This is a genomic window from candidate division WOR-3 bacterium (assembly GCA_039801245.1).
Lineage (GTDB): Bacteria > Hydrothermota > Tepidihabitantia > Tepidihabitantales > Tepidihabitantaceae > JAOABP01.
This window is the reverse complement of the sequence record JBDRUF010000034.1, coordinates 1-19,523: the sequence shown is the minus strand read 5'-3', so window position 1 is coordinate 19,523 and position 19,523 is coordinate 1. Positions and strand designations below refer to the sequence as shown.

Below are 19,523 nucleotides of genomic sequence, written 5' to 3'. Positions count from 1 at the left end.
GGGATTGGCTTTTCCTCAACGCCCGGTCCGGTCTCAGGGGATTTGTAGCACCAGAACTCCGAGGTTTTGCCACCTTTGAGCGCAAAGAAGAGACCGTTGCCCAGCGAGGCAATTCCGCCACCCTGTTTGACCTTTTTCTTTCTGCCGGATGAGCCCAGTTGCGGTATGGTGTCAAGTTCCTCCCAGCGGTTTTCCTGCGGGAGGAAGCGCCAGAATTCGCAGGTGTTGCCGCCCTTTAGGCAGTACATCGCATTGTTCCACCAGCCGCCGCCAGCACCATCCTTGACCTTTTTCTGTCTGCCCGAACGACCGGCGAGCGGAAATTTCTGATAGGCGGTGGTGAGCCACCGATTTAGTCCGATGTCAAAGGCGAACACCTCGTTGTATTTTGCCTTGACCGCATAGATGGTGTTCTCGCCGTCATAGACGATAAATGAGCCCTCTTTGTAGTCGCTCTTGCCCGATGGTCCGAGCGGTGCGTTGGGCAGGAGTTCCCAGGTGTCGGTGATGGTGTTGTAGCGCCAGAATTCGTTTTTGTAGCCCTTCAGGAGATAGACATACCCGGTGTCATTTTTCGTTACATAAACCATCCTCGTGCCCCCCTTGATGGGCTTGCGGGATGGACCTGGTGGGACATCGCGGCAGATTTGCCAGGAGTCACCCCAGGCGTCGTAGCGCAAAAAGGTGGAGGTGGAGTAGCCTTTAGTTACATAGAGATACCGATACCCGTCACTGACCAGCGCTCCACCTTTGGATACCGGTTTGCCACCGGAGCCAAGAGGCACCCGCGCACAGGTCTGCCAGGAGTCGTCTTTGATGTGATAGGCGAGGAGGTCGTCGGTCTTGTTGCCCCGGAGAACAAAGATGCGGTTGTAAAGGGGTGCAAGGCACCCACCCTCCTTGACAAGTTTGCCGCCGGAGCCGGCAGGGACCGGTAAGAGCTCCTGCCACCCAGGCACAATCGGGCTGCGGATGACCACCGTTTTGGTGAAGCGGTCGTTGTAGTTGTCCTCGTCGTTGGCGAGCAGGGTGGAGCAGCGAATCTGGAAGGTGCCACGGGGCGCATCCCAGAGTTCAAAGCTGACCACAAGGGTCTCCAAGGGCTGAAGCGAGGAGATCAAAGCGGTGTCCTGGTAGACGAGATTTACCCCACGATAAACCGTAAGGACGGCTTTAAACCCGGATTCCACAAATGTGCCAAAGTTCGCAATCCTTGCCTTCGGGGTGATGATGCCAGGGGGATTGGTGTCAATAGGAGAGGTGATGGCAACCGCGCCCACATCGTGAAGCGGGACAGCGACAATGCAGGTGGAGAGGATGGAGTCGTTTGTCCGGTTGATGTCACCAGGTATGAAGACCTTATAAAGGACCTGATAGGTGCCGGGTGGGGTGGCGCGCCAGGGGGAGAAGGAGATGGTGTCGATGGCGCCGGGGCTAAGGGTGAGCTCAAGGCTGTCGGAGTAGTAAGGGAAGCCGAGTAGGGACAACTGGAAGTATGCCTTGAAGGTGGCGTCAAGGGTGCCGTAATTGGCAACAATGCCCCTGGGGATGACCGTGGTCGTATCCATAACCAGCCGGGGCGGGGAGAGGATTTTAACGGCGGCGAGGTCGTGATAAAATGGGGGGCGGACAAAGACATTTTTGGAGAGGGTGTCGTTCGTGCGGTTGATGTCGCCGGGCAGGGCGGTGCGGAAGAGGCAGGTGATGATGCCGAAGGTGTCAAGGGTTAGGGAGTTAAAGGTGACAGTAGTAGTTTCGCCACTGGGAAGGTCGGTGACAAGTGCGGAGTCGTGGAACGGTCCGAGGTAAATATGGGTATAGAAGGTGCCGAGGCCCTGGGAGAAGTTCTTAACCCGGCAGCGGGGGATGATGACCGTGCCGGAGTCAACCGTATCTGTTGGAGAAATGATTTCGGTAACCCCAACATCGGTGGCGCGACGCTGGGCGGTTATTGAGAAGTTGTCAACAACCCAAGAGGTGATACCAGTGGCTTCGGTTAAAAGGAAGAACTGGATTCTGACACCAGCGCGGTTCTCCGCCCAGGGCAGTTCGTAAACAAAAAGCCCTGGTTCGACAGTTCTACCGGTGAGGTCGTCAATGATGATAGGGAAAGGGCCAGAGGAGTCCACCGAGCCTTTTATTTGCGCCTGATGGATACCGGTTCCAGGAACAAAACCAAGGGAGCAGCGCAGGACAACATTGGTACAGCCGCGCAGGTCTAAGTAGGGGGTGGTGAGCATATCCTCACCATCCTCACCAGGACCAATGGCGGCATAGGGTGTAGGGTTGTCAGACCAGGGGTTGAATCCTAAATCGGGCGCGCGATGCCAGTCGTTGGAACTGGTGTCGTCGGTGAACTGGATTTGCCAGCCAGGAGGTGGGTTGGTTGTTGACCAGGAGCGGTTAAAGTCTTCGGAGAGGATGACATCTTGGGCACCGACGGTTGTAAAACTGGCGAGCAGGAGAGCCAACACAATTACATAATCCTTCATCAGGACCTCCTTTGTTGATAGCGGACTATAAAACAAAAATCTGCCATTCAATCCTTTACATATGATAATGAATTTTGGGCTTTTGTCAACTTAAATTTAGCATTTTTCTTTACTTGACAGCGGGCTTTTGCTTGTTAATTTATGTATGTTGCTAATTGAGGCTATGATTAGCGTCACCGGCATAGGTGTTAATGGTAGTTGACACCTTGCCGGTGGTTTGTTAAAATCGGCGTGAAGTGAAATAAAAAGGAGGCAAACTGTGCGGAAGATTGTGAAAGGTCCTTTAGCGGTGGCAGCCGGCTTCATATTGACAGCATTGATTTTATTTAGTTGTGGTCGGATGCCACCACCGGAGATATGGCAGCCAAACGCCGCAGACACGGCAGCGATTGCCGCAGCGGTAGATGCGAACAAGGAGTTGTTGAGGTTTCATTTCAACGAGGCGGGGTTTCAATATCTGGAATGGGTTGTGCCCGATTCGGTGGTTCGGAAGGCGATAAGTGACAATCCGTTCAAACAGCGCTATATCTGCGATTCCATGCAGCAGTTGTTCTTTACGGATTCAGCTGGTTACAAATGGAGTTATAAATTTATCGCAACTGCGGACAGCGCCCTACAGGAGACCACCGCTACCGTTAGTGTCGTGGAGACGATTCCTGGTGTTTTGCGACTGCATGCGATCAAATACACCCGGTTTGTAAAAGAGTCAATTATTGTCACGCCTTCAGAGACCATCAGGCTGATGTTCCATGACACTGTGTTTACCGATACCTCTATGGTTGTTGAGAAGCCGATTCTCGGAGTGGTTTATAATGGTTGTGTTTTCCGTAAGGAAAGTGGCGAGTGGCGGCTGTGGAAAATGGCGGGTGGGCAGCGTTTTTATGCACCCAATCCTGAGGATGCGCCCTATTTTGCTGCCGCTTATTTAACCACCGGTGCAAAGTCCGATACCTACTATTTAAGACCCGATACGCTCCATTTTGGTGTCCAGCGGTTCTATGACTATCCGGATGGGCTCCTGAGTTACAACCTGAGTGACAGCCTGGCGGTGACCGGGCTTTTGATCTACAGTACCGATTTGGATAAATTTAATTTGGTCTCATTTGGCGGCAGGCGCTTCCGGTTATTGACGGCGAACAGAATAGGATTTACCCAGGATGGTGTTCAGCGGCTTTATATTGAGCGGATACCGTTTGCGGTAATTTATGAGGCGGGTGGCGAGCTGAACGCCACCATCTGGGGAATTCCAATTAATGTCAAAGGAGGCGGACAATGAAGAAAGTTTTCTTGGGTCTCTTGTTTTCCCTTCTTTTGGTCAGCAGCGCATTTGCCGGCGTTGTGGGCAGAATTCGGGGCAAGGTTACGGACAAGAGGACCCGTGAGCCCTTAGTCGGGGTGAACATCGTTGTTGTTGGGACCGAGTTGGGTGCGGCCACGGATGCCAACGGCGAGTATGAGATTATCAATGTGCCCCCGGGCAGATACAAACTCACCGCTTCTTATGTTGGTTATAATGAGATGACTGTGACCGATGTCTTGGTGGTGCAGGATAATGTGACGGTGATTGATTTTCAGTTAACCCAGACCGCAATTGAGGTGGGAACGGTAGAGGTGAAGGCAGAGAGACCTTTGGTGAACCGAGGCCAGGTCACGGTTGAGCGGGTGATCACCGACGAGGAGTTCAAGCGGCTTCCGGTTGTGCAACTGTCAGAACTGGTCGGAATGCAGGCGGGGGTGACCCAGACCGCGGGTAGGGGCTGGACCCATATCCGTGGGGGGAGATACGATGATGTTGCCTACTTAGTTGACGGTGTGGCGGCGCAGGATGCGGTCGTCGGCACCCTCTGGTCAAGCCCGAAGCCGACCAGCGATGCTTTGGCTTCGGTGGTTGTGGTTACTGGTGGTTTTGATGCTGAATACGGCTCGGCGATGTCCGGGATTATCAAGGCGGTTACCAAGGAGGGTGGGGCAAGGACCTCGGGCAAGTTGGGCTATCTCACCGACGAGGTTTTCCCCAACCCGGACTTAAACTTCGGTTATAACCGTCTCACATTTTCCCTTGGTGGCCCGACCTTCTGGAATCGGCTCCGTTACTTCATCTCCACCGAGTATTTCAAGACCGATGACGACCGGAACTGCCTTTACAAGGTGAGTCAGCCAAGAGGTGAATATGCGGCTGAGGGCAAGTTGACCCTGCAGATGCCCAAGGAGTTCTTTTTGACCAAAGAGGGGATGAAACTCACGGTTGATGCCTATCACTCCAACTACCAGTGGCAGGCGTTTGCCAACAGTTACAAGTTCTGGCAAAAAGGGCTTTATGCCAACCGGGTGCGCTCCTATAAGGGCAACTTCACCTTAAACCATATGCTTTCCCCGACCACGGTTTACGAGGCGAAGTTCGGGCTCTTCTCAACCTCACTCATCCGCACGGTGCGCAACTTTGATGCCGAGGCGGCGGATACCACCGGATTCTGGGGATTCCTGCGCAAGACCGGCATCTGGGACCGCTACATCTTCAGGGCAGAGGACTGGGTCTTTAACAACCCTGAGGGTTTAAGCAAAAAGGAGGCGGTCCTCCAGCTCTGGCGCTCATACTGGCTCTCACCGACTGGTGATACCGTTTATGCCCACAAGGCGCAGAAAAAGAACTTTATGCAGGCTTATGCTTTAATTGACAACCCCTATGGTGTTGCGGGTCTATTTGTGACCGAGGGTGACAACCGCACCTGGCACTACCGTGCGACCAACCATGCCCTGTTCAAATTTGACCTCACAAAGACCATCTCCAAAATCCACGAGGTCAAGACCGGTATTGACATCACCCAGTACTCGGTCTCAATGTATAACAACTCCCTACCCTGGGACCAGAACCCCTTCTGGGATGCGTACAACTACAAACCCTTAGTTGCTGCGGCATATGTCCAGGACCGGGCAGATTTTGAGGATTTGGTCGTGCGTGCGGGTGTGCGGTTTGACTACCTTGATGCCAAGGCAAAGGTGCGGGCATTTCCCGAGTCATTGGGTTCGGTCCCGGAGATTTCAGACAGCTTCCTCCCGGTTGCGCCCAAATACCGTCTTTCACCAAGGCTGGGGATTTCCTATCCGATTACCGAGCGGATCAAATTCCGCTTCTCCTACGGCCACTTCTTCAAAAACCCGGTCTTTGCCAACCTCTACGAATACGGCGGCAGATCAGCGGCAGAACTCCGTGGCAGGGGCAACATCATTGTGGGCAACCCGGATATGGGTGCGGAAAAGACCATTGCCTACGAATTGGGCTTTGATGCCCAGGTCTCAGATGTCTTTGCCTTTGATTTAACAGCGTTTTACAAGGATGTTTTTGACCTCTCGGGTGTTAGGGTTGTCCCGGCTCTTCCCCAGCCTTATACGATGTATTACAACGTGGAATACGCAAGAATTCAGGGCTTCGAGGCGACGATGACCAAGGCGCTCTCCGACTACTGGAACGGCCAACTTGGCTACACCTTCCAGATTGCCAAAGGCACCGCCTCTACCGCCACCGACCAATACCAGCGCGAAACCCCACTCCAGGTTGACTACTACCTTGACCAGGACCAGCGCCACTCCCTCCACGCCAGCCTCGGTGTAATGTTCCCCTCAGACTTCTTAAAACAGGGGTCTCCATTCCTTTCAGCGGTCCTCCGCGACTTCAACGCCTCGGTGGTTGCCAACTATGCCTCTGGACTCCCCTACACGCCCACGGACATCAGGGGCAACCGCACCGGTCCGGAAAACTCTGCCCGTATGCCCTCAAACTTCACGATGGACGCTCGGCTCGGCAAAGACATCAAATTAGGCGGATTAAACCTCACCCTCTCCTGCGACATCACCAACCTCTTAAATGCCAAAGTGGTCACCAGCGTCTACTCCGCAACTGGCAAACCTGACTTTGACGGCAGAATCATCACCCCGCAGGAACTCTCATCAGGATTCAGATTTGGTGACCCGTATTACCATCCGGCGCGCGACTACAACCACGATGGCTACCTCACCCAGATGGAGATATACAACTCCTATATGCGGGCGCGGGAAGACTACATCAAAGCCCCGACCTATTACGGTCCCTCGCGTAAAATTCGTTTTGGCATCAGCCTATCATTTTAGGAGGAAAAATGAAAACAACAACCAGAACAGTCATTGTTAGCCTCTTCCTATTGGCAGCACTCTCGCCAATATTGGGCAAAACCGCTTTTCCACCCAAATCCGGCAGGCGCATCTACGATATGAAATGGCTCAACATCAACCGCTGGAAATGCCCCTTTTACAACGACGGCAGATACGGCATTGATGTCACGGTTGGCACCGGCCAGGCGGGCGGCTCTTGGCCCCAGCCCCTGCACAACTGCTATATCTTTGGCGCTGGGATGTGGTTTGGTTCATTACGGGAGCGGGAGGACGGCAAAGTGGACACCCTGGTCTCATTCGGCTACAACCCCAACTCTGGTGGCACCGAGATGACCCCGACAACGGTTGCGCACGCCCCGGAAGGTGCGGGCAGTCCGGACGACCGCATCTTTGTCTATCCCAACGACTGGCCGCCTCAACCCCGGGACCGCTGGGCAACTGGCGACCCTCGTCTTGACAGCGTTCTGATTCCTTACGAAGCCTTCTCCTTACAGGATATGTGGTGTGTCTACTCTGACGGTGCGCCCGAGAACCACATCGCTCCGGGCAAACCCCAGAACATAGATGTCTACCAGGTGGTCTATGCCTGGAACTACCCCTCCAACCAAGACATCTTCTTTATCATCTACAATGTCCGCAACGCCGGCACCGACACCTTAAAACGCTGCTTCATCGGTGCGGTAATGGACCCTGACATTGGCAGTGCCACCGACGATATGGTCGGCTTCATTCTGGACGACTCCATTCCTGGTGTTCCGGAAAGGGTGAAAAATGTTGGTTATGCTGGTGACTACGACAACTACGAGGCTCCTGGTGCAACCTGGGAATCGGGCACTCCGGGTGTGTTTGCCTACAAATTCCTTGACTCTCCCAAACGGGACTCAATAACCCCTTCTGGTGACACGGTCAAAGTTCCCCTTGGTATGACTGCGTTCAAAAAGTTCACGATAGACATTGACCCGGTCACCGACCCCGCCCAATACCTCACAATGGCAGGCTACGACTACCGAACCGGTCTCTACTCGGCATACGATTCGATTGATGTTACCCCGGCTGACAAGCGTTTTATCCAGTGCTCGGGCCCGTTTGACCTTGCACCAGGACAGACCGAAAGGCTGGTTGTTGCGGCACTTGGTGCTCCTTTTGGCGGACCAAATCAACCTTGGGCAAACAGACCGAAAGATTCCCTGATTCATCTTGCTCTCCTTGCCAACACCGCCCAGTTCATCTACAACCAGGGCTGGCTCTTACCCGGGCCACCACCATCTCCGAATATGGTTCTGATTCCTGGCGACAAGCAGGTCAGGATTGTCTGGGATGACCTACCAGAAAGGACACCTGACCGGTATTGGGAGAAGGTGGCGAGCCAGCCTGGACCAGGTTATGACCCGATGTATCGCGGTTACGACTTTCAGGGTTATGTTGTTTATAAATCTACAGATGGTTCAAACTGGAAGATTATTGCCCAGTGTGACCTTGCCGACACCCTTCCGAAACCAGGCACAGGCACCCTCTGGCCTTACAAAGTTGAGGTGGTGGGAAGGGACACCTTCTTCCTCTGGCCCCTTGGACGGGACGAGTCTCAGCCAGAAAGTCTCTGGCTCAGAATGAACAACAAGGGTGTGTTTTACACTGTTCTTGATCAGGATGTCAGAAATGGCTTTACCTACTACTACTGCGTTACCGCCTATGACTGGAACTACATTACCACCGACACCAATGCCCAGGGTCAGCCAGTTGCCTGGGACACACTCATACTCCGCTCTGGCATTGTTTCCAACTTCTCAACCGTTCCTCGCTGGGATGCGCCCAATTATGTATATCCTGAGACCAAGATTATCAGGGTAATAGGTGACTCAATCAACAATGCCCTTACCTGCTCGACAACGGTGGTTGTTCCCTTTGCGGTTACTGCAGATACATTTGAACTCCGCTTCCTTGGTCCGGAATGGACTGGTTCTAGTGACAGACCACTCTACTCCTGTTATGTGGTCAACACGAGCAAAAATGACACCCTCATAATTGACACCACCTCCTGGGGCTATACAATTACCGCGACTGGGAAAACCCAGACCTTAAACCTTCCGGTGTTCAACGGTCAGGCACTGAAACTTAACTTGAAAATGGCAATTCCTGCTGCACCTTTTGATGCGGTGAGCATTTTGAGCGGCGGTTATCCAGCAGATTCGCTTAAGATTGGGGTTGCGCCAAACGGGGCTTACTGGGCGTTCCGAGGTTCGGACTATCGGATTGAGTGGAAAAACCGCGAAGGCTATTTAACCGCCAAGGTTTATGACATCACCAATGGCAACATCGAGGTTCCCTATTCTCCGTTCACAAATACAACACCAGGGAGGCGCTATGCCAATGGCTGGTGCTTCTCCTCCCCGCCATCCGACACGCTCAAGCCAACCGCCAGCAACATCTACATCTGCGGCGGCTACTTGCAGTTCAACAAAGGCAATCCTATCGGCAGCCTGATTAACTTAATTGAGGATGGGGATGTATGGGTTTTGACCGGGCATCGGGCAGAGGGTGCAGCGCCGTTTTACAATGTTTATCAACTCATTTCCCAGCCAGGATATGCGGATAAAACCACCAAAAAGAAGTTGAATGTCAAAGTTGTCCCAAATCCCTACATTGTCTTCAACGAATGGGAAAAGACCTCAGAACAGCGGGTCATCAAGTTTACCAACCTCCCCAGTATCTGCACAATCAGAATCTTTACTACTGCTGGTGACTTGGTCAAGGTGATAGAGCACAAAGATACGAAAAAACAGCCGCTGGATGAGGGTGGCACCGCGAACTGGGACCTGGTCAACGACTACGGGCAACTGATAGCCTCGGGTGTTTATCTCTTCCATGTGGAGTCACCGGTTGGTGAGTTTACAGGCAAGTTCATGTTCATCCATTAAGGAGGCAGAGATGAAAAGAGTAGCAAGTATTAACTTGAAAATTTTCCTACTTGTTAGTTTGAGCGCCTTCTCACTATCCTTGGGGGCGTTCAGCAAAGTCGCCACGACCGGCGCCCAGTTCTTAAAAATCAGCGTTGGTCGTGCCTCAGGGATGGGAGACGCGTTTACCGCGATAGCGGATGATGCCTCAGCCAGTTATTTCAACCCGGCAGGTCTTGCCCATATCGCCCGCCAGGCGCAGGTTAATCATGCTGACTGGTTTGCGGACTTAAACCACGACTATCTGGTGGTGGTTTTGCCGGTCACCAACTTTGGGACGGTGGCGATTACTGCGAACGCTCTGACTATGGGTCCAATTATGCTCACCACGGTTGATGAGGAAAAGACACCTTGGCGCGAGGACGATTCATCCCTGGTTTACATCGGCGCGAGTGACTTGGCGTTCGGTCTCTCCTATGCCCGGATTATCACCGACAAACTTTCCTTTGGTCTGACCGTGAAGGGTGTTCAACAGACCATCTGGGATATGGGGGCATCGGCGATTGGTGTTGACCTCGGTCTGTTTTACAACACCGGTTTCAAGTCGCTCCGCTTAGGTGCCGCGGTGACCAACTTCGGGACCCAACTTGCCTTTAGTGGTCCTCACCTTGATTACAACTTCTACTGGCCCGATTCTGGACCGAGCCAGTTGCAGGGTTCTTACAAGACCACACCTGCGCCTTTACCGACCACATTCCGTTTTGGGGTGGCGATGGACCTTGTCAAAACCGACCCGCACCGCCTGACAGCCGCGATTGACCTTGTTCACCCTTCTGATATCAACGAGACGGTCAATTTTGGGCTGGAGTACGGTCTGGGCGAGATGCTTTTTATAAGAGGCGGTTATATCCTGAATGCCGACCAGGAGTATCATAAGAAACTGGGCACACTCACCGGTCTCTGTGCCGGTGTCGGGGTGAAGGGAAAGCCGACCGCGGCACTGGAACTTGGACTTGATTACTCCTTCCGCTACTATCAGTACCTCAAGCCGACGCACCGCTTGATGCTGACCGTTGGGTTCTGATTTGCTCAAGGCAGTAAAAACAACAGGGGGATGGTTTTTCATCCCCCTGTTGTTAATGGTTCATTTTGCTGCCGGTGCGCAGTGGACTGTTGGCGTATATATGTGTGCGGACAACGGGATGAGCGAGCAGGCTTATGATGACCTCAGCGAGATGATGGCGGTTGGCTCAACCAGCGAGGTAAATATTGTTGTTCAGATTGACAATGCAGAAAGGGACACCAATCCCGATTGCCGCCGGTATTATATCAAGAAGGAGCGGCGGGAACTTTTGGCGAACCTGGGCGAGGTTGATATGGCTGATACCGCAGTCTTGAGCGACTTCATCCGTTTCCTCGGCGAGCGTTTCCCTGCGGATAACTACTTTTTAATCATCTGGGACCATGGCAATGGCTGGGGTGCGGGTTATGGACCCCAGCGGGCGGTTCTCATTGACGAGTCGCACGGCCATATGATGGGCGTTGCCGGTGGCGAACTGCGGCGTGCGCTCGCACAGGGGACGAAGAGGCTGGGCAAAAGGTTGACCATCCTCGGCTTTGATGCCTGCCTGATGTCCTCAATTGAGGTTGCCTGTGAGGTTTTCCCCTATTGCGACTACCTTTTGGCATCAGAAGCCCTAATCCCCTGGGATGGCTTTCCCTATGAGAGGTTCCTCTCCCGGCTCACAGCCCGCCCGACCGCGCTCCCCGCGGAATTTCTCCCGGAGATGTGTGCGGACTATGTTGCCGCCCACCCTTTTGATGATGTGTGCCTCTCTGCGGTTGATATGCGCCAACTTGAGCGGGTTCTCAGGCTATTCCCTGCGGTCCTCTCCGACTCCCTTGACCCCCGGGCACCCGGCTTCAAACTGGCACGCCTCGGTGTCCAGACATTTCCCGCAGATGCTATGAGCCCGCCCGATGTTAGTGACGAGCAGATAGACTTCATCCACCTCTGGGAACTTGCTCCCCAGACTGGCACCGCCTCCTTACGCTCAACCCTCAACCCCCTGATTATTGCCAACAAGGTTGGTGGCAACCTTGGCAATGCCCGTGGTCTTGCCACCTGGTTCCCCTATCGGTATTTAGGGTTCAAGGCAAAGGCGGCTGAGTATCAGACCCTGGTTTATGCCGACACTGTCCCCTGGCTCCCCTTTCTCAACACCTACTTCGGTCTGGACGATGTCAAGCCGACCCAGCCCCGTCTCCTTTCCCATCGCCTCGGCAACCGCGGTGATGCCCGTCTCTACTGGAGCCGCTCCTACGACCTCTCGCCGATTACCTACCATCTCTATCAGGCAACCCAGCCGGTTCAGGTGCTATTAGAGCGTTGCGACAGCCTTGGCGCCTGGGAGGCGGATGGCTGGACGATATCCACCCGCTATGCCCATTCCGCCCCCTCTGCACTCTTCTCCGGCTCAGGACCGAACCTGAACAGCACCCTCATCCTCAGAGAGCCCTTGGAGTTAACTGCGGGCGGTCTTCTCTCATTCTATGCCCGCTACTCCACAGAAGAGACTCAGGACTCCCTTGGCAATATCAGGCGGGATGTGTGCTATGTGGAGTTCTCTCCTGACCGCTTCTCCTGGCAGACCCTCGACTCCTTTTACGGCTCCCAGGAGTCCTGGCAGGAGTTAAGGCTCCTTATCCCGCCCACCCCGCGGCTGTTTTTAAGGTTTAGGTTTCAGACCAACGATGCGGTTAACCTCTTAGGTGTCTTCATAGACGACATCAGGATAGAGCGGTTTGCATCCCTGAGAAGGGCGCTTGAGACAAAGGATACCACGGGCTACCTCTTCAACCTTGCCCGGGACACCACCGGCTACTACTTTATGGTTATGGCAATTGACTCCTTTGGGAACCGCTCCAATGTGAGCCAGTTCTACCCGCTCAAGGTCAAGACCTGGGCAGAGCCATATACTAAGCCTGCGCCCTTTTCTGACTCCTGCAAACTCATCCTGGACTTTCCCGAGGATGAGAAGCCCGATGTTTTCATCTACACCCTGTCCGGCGCCTTGGTCAAGAGGTTCCCACGGGTTGAGGCAAAAGAGGTTTTCTGGAACGGCAGAAACGAGCAGGGCAGAGAGCTTGGCGATGGTGTCTATTTAGTTATGGTTCAGGGCAAGAACTTCAAGAAGATAGGCAAGATTGCCCGGGTCCACACGAGGCGATAGGCTCGTCATTCCCGCGCATCCGGGAATCCATTCCTTCTCTTTAATCAGATGCGTAAAAAGGACCATTTTTACCACGGGGATTATCCCCCCACGTAAATGGAATTTTAGTTAACTCTCGTAATTAAAAATAATTAGCAGATTTTTCCTCCATTTAATTAGTATAATTTTATGTATACTTAACCGATTTTCAGGGCAGGATTTTGCCAGGGTTTAAGGTGTTGTCCGGGTCAAGCGCCCTCTTGACCCTTTTCATCAGGTTGATTTCGGCTTCACCCAGCCCCTTTTTCAGGAGCCTCTTTTTGAGTGTGCCGATACCGTGTTCAGCACTAACCTGACCGCCGATACCAACAACAAAGTCAATCAGACGGTCAATTCCCTTTTGCGCGGTTCTGTGCCAGGTTTTCCGGTCTGGGGTTGTCCGGCAGAAATCGCAGTGGATGTTGCCGTCCCCGATATGACCAAACGGGACAATCACCAATCCCGACTCCTCTTCAAGTTTGGTGATGAACTCAACCGTTTCTGGCAAACGGGCGGGCGGAACAACGATGTCCTCGGCAATCACCTCAGGATAGACCCGCTTTAAGGTCTTGGCAAGGGAGCGCCGCGCGGTCCAGAGCCTTTTCTGGCTGGAGGCGTCCTGGGCGATTAATGGTTCCAGCGCGCCAAGAGCCATTGCCATTTCACCAAGGGAAAGTGCATCCTCTGTAACCGCTTCGCGGTCGTTGCCCTCAAGCTCAACCAGAACCTGGACTGCGGCATCGGCAAAGGGCAGGTTTTCCGGTTCTATCTGGTTGCAGGCGGTAACCCCCTTTTTCTCCATAAACTCAATGACTGCGGGAATGAGCCTTTTCTCCTGAATTAGGCGCAGAACCAGTTCCACCCCCTGCCTGAGCGAGTTGAACGGGATGAGAACCGCCACCTGGTGGCGTGGCTTAGGGACAAGGCGCAGGGTGATTTCAGTGATGATGCCAAGCGTGCCTTCAGACCCAATCAAAATTTTGTTCAGGTCATAGCCGGTGGCGTTCTTACGGAGTTTGCCGCCATAACGGATGATGGCGCCATCGGCAAGGACCGCCTGAATCCCGGTGACATAGTCGCCGGTCACACCGTATTTGAATGCCCGGGCGCCACCCGCATTGGTGCTGACATTGCCACCGATTGAGCAGTCGTCAAGCGAGGCAGGGTCAACCGGATAGTAAAGCCCCTTTTCCAGACAGGCATTTTGCACCTGGGCGGTAATCACCCCAGGCTGGGTGCGCACCATCAGATTTTCGGTATCAACCTCAACGATTCTGTTCATCAGTTCCAAGGAGATGACGATACCGCCCAAGATTGGCACCGAACCGCCGGCAAGACCGGTTCCGAGTCCGCGCGGGGTTAAAGGGATTTTTTCCTCCTGGCAAAGTTGAACCAGCCGGGAGATCTCCTCAGGGTCAGTTGGCTTGACAACCGCAGCGGGGATGGCGGGCTTTTGCGGGCTCTCGTCGTGGCTGTAGTCAAACAGTTTTTCCCTATCGGTGACGATGCGCTCAGAAGGAATTATTTCCTTGAGCCGGGCAAGGAGCGCCTTTGAGAGGGTTTTAACCTTTTTAGGCAATGAGGTCGATTTTATTTCAACAGTTCGTCAATCTTTGCGCTCAGTGCTGGCTCAGGCATGGCACCAACAATCCGCTCAATCTCCTTGCCGGCTTTAAAGAAAATCAGGGTCGGAATACTGAGGATGCCGAACCTACCGGTAACATTTGGATTTTCATCCACATTTACCTTGCCGACCACAATTTTGCCGGCATACCTTTGGGCAACCTGTTCCAGAACCGGTGCGAGCATCCGGCAGGGTCCGCACCAGGGTGCCCAGAAGTCAACAAGAACCGGTAGGGTTGAATTGTTGACCTCGTTATCAAAATTGGCATCAGTAAGATGCAGGACTAATTCCTTTTCGTTCATAATTCCTCCATTTTTACTATTAGACCGCTGATTCAGCGGACACGGTTCTGAATGACAATGTCACCGTTACTGGTGGTGATGGTTATCGGTGAGGCGCCTGAGCCGATTCTTGCCTTGATATGCTTCTGGGTGTTTTCGTCATAATGAACCTGATAACCGGTGATGACAACCGTACCATTAGAGGTTGTGGCGGTGATATAGGCAGAGACATCTGGTGGCAGGCGCAGGGTAACCTTGCCATTGGAGGTGGCGAGTTCAGCACCGCTGGTAGCAGGTAGGAAGGAGAGGTCGCAGTCAATCTCACCATTGGAGGTGTTGATATCAATTCCGCCAGAATGAACCTGAACAATGACCTTGGCATTGGAGGTTGATATTTCGGCATCGCCACTGGTGCCGGTAAGAATGACATCGCCATTACTGGTGGCAACCGAAATGGGCGCAGCAATTCCCGAGACCGTGACATCGCCATTTGATGTTAAAATGTTCAAGCGGGTGTTTGCCGGCACATCCGCAGCCATCAATGCGCCCATCGGCTTTGTTACCGCGGGAAAGTTTGCTGTTAAACTCCAGTTGCCGGCACTGACCGTATCGGTTATCGTTATGCCGTTAAGCTGGTTGGTGGCATCGGTTTTGTTTCTGCCATAGGCGTAGCGGGTTACCTTCACGCTGGCGAGGGTGTCGGTGTTAGCGGTGGCAGTAATTGCGCCATTACGGGTGTCAAGGGTCAGGCTGGTAAATGTGGAAGCCGGGCGGGTGAAGGTCTGGCTGTCTTCAACCTTAGAAGTGTAAAGGCAGGCAAGGAGGCAAAGGATGCCTGTCAACACAAAAAGGCAAATCTTTGGTTTCATTGGCTCTGTACCTCCGGGGCAGGGATGATGGTCAGTCCGAGGGAAAGCCACGGACCTTTTATTTTACTGTCAGGGGTATTGGTTATTCGGGCGCCATTGGCAAGGTGCCAGTTAAGTCCAAATGGTGAATAGAGATAGCCCCCGCGCAGAGAGAGACCATAACTGCCGGTATTGGTCGGCAAAATGATGTTGAGTTCAAGCGCGCCGAGGCCGGTGATTTTCATCCCGGGCGAGATGTGCGCGATGTTGAAGGGTGCATTGAGCAGACTGTCAAGGGTCATATCACCGGTTCGTTTGCGGATTTGGAAACTGGGCTGCACACCGCCGATACCGACAAGCGGAACAAAGGTGAGAAACTTGAATATGGGCAGTTTCAGTCCTAATTCGGCAAAGATGCCCCAGTTTTCAGTGCGCAAATGGAAGGAGTCATTTTCGGCATCATTCCAGGTGCGGAAGTACAACGGTCCGAAAAGGATGTTGCGGCTCACAAGTGAGCGCAGTTCCATTCCCCAGCCAAAATGGCGGGTTTTTGCCTGAGGCAGACCTTTGTTTGCGAAGGCGGTGTTGAAGCCGGCGATATCCGGCTCATAGGCACAGGCAAAAGGGATTAACCATCCTTCGGGCTCCTGGGCAAAAAGTGGAAAGAAAAGCAAAAGGGAAAGTATTAATATCTGCTTCATTGGCAAGAGTATATTGGCTGGGCTGTTCAAGTCAAATCTGCTTATCTTGACCAGAGCCAGGTTTGCGTTATCCTTTATTTGAAAGGAGTTAAGATGAGATGGTTCAGGACCCTGTTTGTGGCGCTCTTTCTTTTGAGCGCAGAGGTCAACTCAACGCCCTTGATAATCCGCACCGGTCAGGTAAACAAGCCTTTTCAGGTTCTTGCCTGGGGTGTCTTTGGGTTCAATCGGACGAGCAAAAGTTATGACTGGGGACAGGATAAGTTTTATAAACCTCAAGGGTTTGAGCCGACGACGACAGTTTCAGCGGACCTGCTTGCAGCATTGGGTCTGCCGGCAAAACTGGAGCTGGGTGGAGTTCTGCCCTTGGCGATGAAGAATAGGGGTGATAATAGCGCAACCGGTATCGGCGATTTGCTGGTGATTGGCAGGTACGGGCTGTTGCAGAAAGGGCTTTTGCCAATAAGGGGAGCGCTTTCACTTGCGGTTTCCCTGCCAACCGGTGATAAAAACAGCACACCAGCGCTTGGTGATGGCAGCACCGACTTTGCCCTCGGGCTGGCTTTTAATACCGCGAATCTGCCTTTTGTTACCGGTCATCTGCGCGGTGCCTACTGGCTCAACGGGAAAAGCGGTAGTATCAAGTACGGTAATATGCTGGAGTATATGGCAGGTTTGGATTTTGCGGTTCTGCCGGGTCTGACACCACAACTGGCATTGAGCGGATATAATAAGGGGCAGTCAGAAGTAAATGGCAGAAAGCAGCCGAACAGCGAAGAGAGCCGGATGTTTTTAGGGTTGCTTTTACTCTGGAAACCGTTGCCGGTTTTGGTGATTAGACCCAAGGTTTCAGTGCCGGTTCCGGGTATGAATAAAGGCGGCACAATTGCCGATTTTTATCCGGGGCTGGATCTGTGGGTAACATTGCCTTAAAAAATAAATGAAAGGAGTAAAGATGGGAAAGAAGAAGACCGGAGATGTTTACTACTGTGAGGATTGCGGGATTGAGGTGATGGTGACAAAGGAGTGCGGACGCGAGGAGTGTGAGATTTACTGCTGCGAAAAGCCGATGAAGAAGAAGGGTGAGGATAAGCCCAAATACTCATCCTGCTGCGGACGCTGATTCTTACCTCTCAGATTAATGCCCGATGCCTTTTGGTGTCGGGCATTTTTTTGGGGCGCTTGACCTAAGGAAAGTTAGGGTTATGCTGAAAGCGGTGAAGAGAAAAGAGAAGTCCGGCTTGAGTGCAAAGGCGGCAAGGGTTGTTGATGTCAATCTTAACCGCTTGACCGAGGCGTTAAAGGTGATTGAGGACATTGTCAGGTTTTGCCTGGAGAGTGAGATACTCCTGCGCCGGGTGCGGGCTTTGAGGACAAAGTTGAGTAAGGAGATTGTGCCTTTGCGCGGGCAGGTTATTTTGCTGCGCTCGAGTGAAAGGGATTTGGGCAAATCAGAGCGGTTTGACCGGTTGAAGAGAAAAGACTTGGAGGATGTGCTTCTTGCCAACTGCAAGCGGGCAGAGGAGGCGGCAAGGGTCTTGGAGGAGGTTTTTAAGATAGGTGGCGGCGGCAGGCAGAAATGGTCGGGGATATTCAAAGAGGTTCGGTTCAGGCTTTACTCAATAGAAAAGGCGTTAATAGTGCATTTGCGGTCAAAACGGCTTGACTTGGATGGTGGTGGTTCTATACTACTGCCAGAGGTCAGAAAAAGGATTTAAATGGAGGATTTATGGCGAAAGAAGAGAAGTTCAAGGCATTGACCAGCGCCCTGAGTCAGATTGAGAAGCAGTTTGGCAAGGGTGCGATTATGCGTTTGGGTGAAGAGGGTGCGGTGGTGGAGATTGAGGCGATTCCAACCGGTTCAATCGGTCTGGATGCGATTTTGGGGATTGGTGGCGTTCCCAAGGGGAGGATGGTGGAAATCTTTGGACCCGAGGCATCGGGCAAGACCACCCTGGCTTTGCAAATCATCGCCCAGTGCCAGCGTCTTGGTGGGACCGCGGCTTTCATTGATGCCGAGCATGCGCTTGACCCGAAGTATGCGGAGAAACTGGGGGTGAATCTGAAGGAGCTTTTGGTTTCCCAGCCCGATTCGGGCGAGCAGGCGCTTGAGATTGCCGAGGCCTTGACCCGTTCCGGCGGGCTTGACCTTTTTGTCATTGACTCGGTGGCAGCGCTCGTGCCCAGGGCAGAGATTGAAGGGGAGATGGGCGACGCCTTTGTTGGTGTGCAGGCGAGGCTGATGTCCCAGGCGTTGCGCAAACTTGCCGGGGTGACAGCCAAGTCCAAGACCTGCGCCATCTTTACCAACCAGATCCGGCAGAAGATTGGGGTGATGTTTGGCAATCCCGAGACAACACCGGGCGGTCTGGCGCTGAAGTTCTATGCCACGGTCAGACTGGATGTGCGCCGAATCGCCGCGCTGAAGAAGGGTGAGCAGGTGATTGGCTCAAGGACAAAGGTGCGGGTGGTAAAGAACAAGATTGCGCCACCTTTCCGGGAGGCGGAGTTTGACATCATCTACGGCGAGGGGATTTCCCGCGAGGGCGAACTGGTTGATTTGGGTGTGGAGCAGGGTGTGGTTGACAAGTCCGGTGCCTATTTTTCCTTTGGCAATACCAAACTTGGTCAGGGAAGGGATGCGGCGATTGAGTTTTTGAAGGGGCATAAGGATGTGGCGGCAAAGATTGAGGCGGCGCTGCGGGAGAAACTGAAGATTGCCCGTCCGAAGATAAAGGATGAGGATAACCGGGCTCAAGCCGCAAAGAAGAAGTAAGAAAAGGCTCTCGGTATTTGTTGACGGCGAGTTCGCCTTCTCCTTGGACAAGGAGACGGTTGCCGAGTTCGGGCTGAAGGAGGGGGAAAGGGTTGACAGGCAGTTTCTGGAACAGGTGGTTCTTGAGGAGCAGTATCGGTTGTGCCGCAATTATGCCTTTCTCTTGCTTTCGTATAAGGCAAGGACAGAAAAGGAGCTGAAGGAAAGGCTGGAGAAAAAGGGCTATTCGCCAGTGGTGATTGCGCGGGTCCTGGAGCGGCTCAAGGAGTTGGGGCTGGCAGATGATGAGAAACTGACAAAGGATTATGTTGAGGAGAGGATAAGGATAGGTCATAAGGGCAAATGGCGGGTGAAGCAGGAGCTTCTGAAACGGGGGGTTGCCAAGGAAAAGGTTGAACAGGCGCTGAAAGATGCACCTGATGAGACCGAGGCGGCGATGATGGTTTTGGAGCATTTTCTGCCGCGTTACCAGCGGCTTGATGAGGAGACAAAACTGCGGCGGATTTACGG

Annotated in this window: 15 protein-coding genes; 10 read left to right on the top strand and 5 right to left on the bottom strand. The window is 53.2% G+C overall.

Annotation, left to right across the window (positions count from 1 at the left end; translation table 11 throughout):
• Positions 1-2,492: hypothetical protein (locus ABIK47_05795; GenBank protein ID MEO0020135.1), on the bottom strand; the 2,492-nt coding region annotated here is incomplete at its 3' end.
• Between the two features lie 259 nt (positions 2,493-2,751).
• Between ABIK47_05795 and ABIK47_05790 the strand changes: the two genes are divergently transcribed.
• Genes ABIK47_05790 through ABIK47_05770 form a run of 5 tightly spaced genes read left to right on the top strand, consistent with a single transcriptional unit; the run spans position 2,752 to position 12,765 of the window.
• Positions 2,752-3,768 (top strand): hypothetical protein, encoded by a 1,017-nt coding sequence (locus tag ABIK47_05790; GenBank protein MEO0020134.1) that lies wholly within the window; start codon positions 2,752-2,754, stop codon positions 3,766-3,768.
• The gene (locus tag ABIK47_05785; GenBank protein MEO0020133.1) at positions 3,765-6,617 is read left to right on the top strand and encodes a TonB-dependent receptor; all 2,853 of its coding nucleotides are present in this window, start codon (positions 3,765-3,767) and stop codon (positions 6,615-6,617) included. Before ABIK47_05790 ends, ABIK47_05785 begins: the two co-directional genes overlap by 4 nt.
• Before the next feature lie 8 nt (positions 6,618-6,625).
• Complete coding sequence (locus ABIK47_05780) at positions 6,626-9,553, top strand: hypothetical protein (GenBank protein MEO0020132.1); 2,928 nt, start codon at positions 6,626-6,628, stop codon at positions 9,551-9,553.
• Between the two features lie 10 nt (positions 9,554-9,563).
• The gene (locus ABIK47_05775; GenBank protein ID MEO0020131.1) at positions 9,564-10,616 is read left to right on the top strand and encodes a PorV/PorQ family protein; all 1,053 of its coding nucleotides are present in this window, start codon (positions 9,564-9,566) and stop codon (positions 10,614-10,616) included.
• Positions 10,606-12,765 (top strand): clostripain-related cysteine peptidase, encoded by a 2,160-nt coding sequence (locus ABIK47_05770; protein MEO0020130.1) that lies wholly within the window; start codon positions 10,606-10,608, stop codon positions 12,763-12,765. The genes ABIK47_05775 and ABIK47_05770 overlap by 11 nt, the downstream gene beginning before the upstream one ends.
• Positions 12,766-12,952: 187 nt before the next feature.
• Here ABIK47_05770 and ABIK47_05765 read toward each other — a convergent pair whose 3' ends face one another.
• From ABIK47_05765 to ABIK47_05750, 4 genes are read right to left on the bottom strand one after another with little or no spacing between them, the layout of a single operon-like run.
• The gene (locus ABIK47_05765; GenBank protein MEO0020129.1) at positions 12,953-14,362 is read right to left on the bottom strand and encodes an FAD-binding oxidoreductase; all 1,410 of its coding nucleotides are present in this window, start codon (positions 14,360-14,362) and stop codon (positions 12,953-12,955) included.
• A gap of 11 nt (positions 14,363-14,373) precedes the next feature.
• Positions 14,374-14,709, bottom strand: coding sequence for a thioredoxin (gene trxA / locus ABIK47_05760; protein ID MEO0020128.1), 336 nt, complete (start codon positions 14,707-14,709; stop codon positions 14,374-14,376).
• A 32-nt stretch (positions 14,710-14,741) separates the two neighbouring features.
• Positions 14,742-15,557 (bottom strand): DUF4097 family beta strand repeat-containing protein, encoded by an 816-nt coding sequence (locus ABIK47_05755; GenBank protein ID MEO0020127.1) that lies wholly within the window; start codon positions 15,555-15,557, stop codon positions 14,742-14,744.
• Positions 15,554-16,237 (bottom strand): hypothetical protein, encoded by a 684-nt coding sequence (locus ABIK47_05750; protein ID MEO0020126.1) that lies wholly within the window; start codon positions 16,235-16,237, stop codon positions 15,554-15,556. Before ABIK47_05750 ends, ABIK47_05755 begins: the two co-directional genes overlap by 4 nt.
• A 93-nt stretch (positions 16,238-16,330) precedes the next feature.
• Here ABIK47_05750 and ABIK47_05745 point away from each other — a divergent pair, with 93 nt between their 5' ends.
• The 5 genes from ABIK47_05745 to ABIK47_05725 all read left to right on the top strand — a co-directional run.
• Positions 16,331-17,170 carry a transporter gene (locus ABIK47_05745; GenBank protein ID MEO0020125.1) on the top strand — a complete coding sequence of 280 codons (840 nt, stop codon included), beginning with the start codon at positions 16,331-16,333 and terminating at the stop codon, positions 17,168-17,170.
• Positions 17,171-17,192: 22 nt separating this feature from the next.
• Positions 17,193-17,360 (top strand): hypothetical protein, encoded by a 168-nt coding sequence (locus ABIK47_05740; protein ID MEO0020124.1) that lies wholly within the window; start codon positions 17,193-17,195, stop codon positions 17,358-17,360.
• 94 nt (positions 17,361-17,454) lie between these two features.
• The gene (locus ABIK47_05735; GenBank protein MEO0020123.1) at positions 17,455-17,955 is read left to right on the top strand and encodes a thiamine-phosphate pyrophosphorylase; all 501 of its coding nucleotides are present in this window, start codon (positions 17,455-17,457) and stop codon (positions 17,953-17,955) included.
• Between the two features lie 11 nt (positions 17,956-17,966).
• A complete protein-coding gene (gene recA / locus ABIK47_05730; protein ID MEO0020122.1) occupies positions 17,967-19,013 on the top strand; it encodes a recombinase RecA in 1,047 nt (348 codons plus the stop codon).
• On the top strand, positions 18,976-19,523 hold a 548-nt coding region (locus tag ABIK47_05725), incomplete at its 3' end, for a RecX family transcriptional regulator (protein MEO0020121.1). The genes recA and ABIK47_05725, both read left to right, overlap by 38 nt.

Bases quoted from the DNA above. Each gene is read 5' to 3' on its own strand.
- ABIK47_05785 (MEO0020133.1), top strand. From the start codon at position 3,765: ATGAAGAAAGTTTTCTTGGGTCTCTTGTTTTCCCTTCTTTTGGTCAGC.
- ABIK47_05780 (MEO0020132.1), top strand. From the start codon at position 6,626: ATGAAAACAACAACCAGAACAGTCATTGTTAGCCTCTTCCTATTGGCA.
- ABIK47_05775 (MEO0020131.1), top strand. From the start codon at position 9,564: ATGAAAAGAGTAGCAAGTATTAACTTGAAAATTTTCCTACTTGTTAGT.
- trxA (MEO0020128.1), bottom strand. From the start codon at position 14,709: ATGAACGAAAAGGAATTAGTCCTGCATCTTACTGATGCCAATTTTGAT.
- ABIK47_05755 (MEO0020127.1), bottom strand. From the start codon at position 15,557: ATGAAACCAAAGATTTGCCTTTTTGTGTTGACAGGCATCCTTTGCCTC.
- ABIK47_05750 (MEO0020126.1), bottom strand. From the start codon at position 16,237: ATGAAGCAGATATTAATACTTTCCCTTTTGCTTTTCTTTCCACTTTTT.
- ABIK47_05745 (MEO0020125.1), top strand. From the start codon at position 16,331: ATGAGATGGTTCAGGACCCTGTTTGTGGCGCTCTTTCTTTTGAGCGCA.
- ABIK47_05740 (MEO0020124.1), top strand. From the start codon at position 17,193: ATGGGAAAGAAGAAGACCGGAGATGTTTACTACTGTGAGGATTGCGGG.
- recA (MEO0020122.1), top strand. From the start codon at position 17,967: ATGGCGAAAGAAGAGAAGTTCAAGGCATTGACCAGCGCCCTGAGTCAG.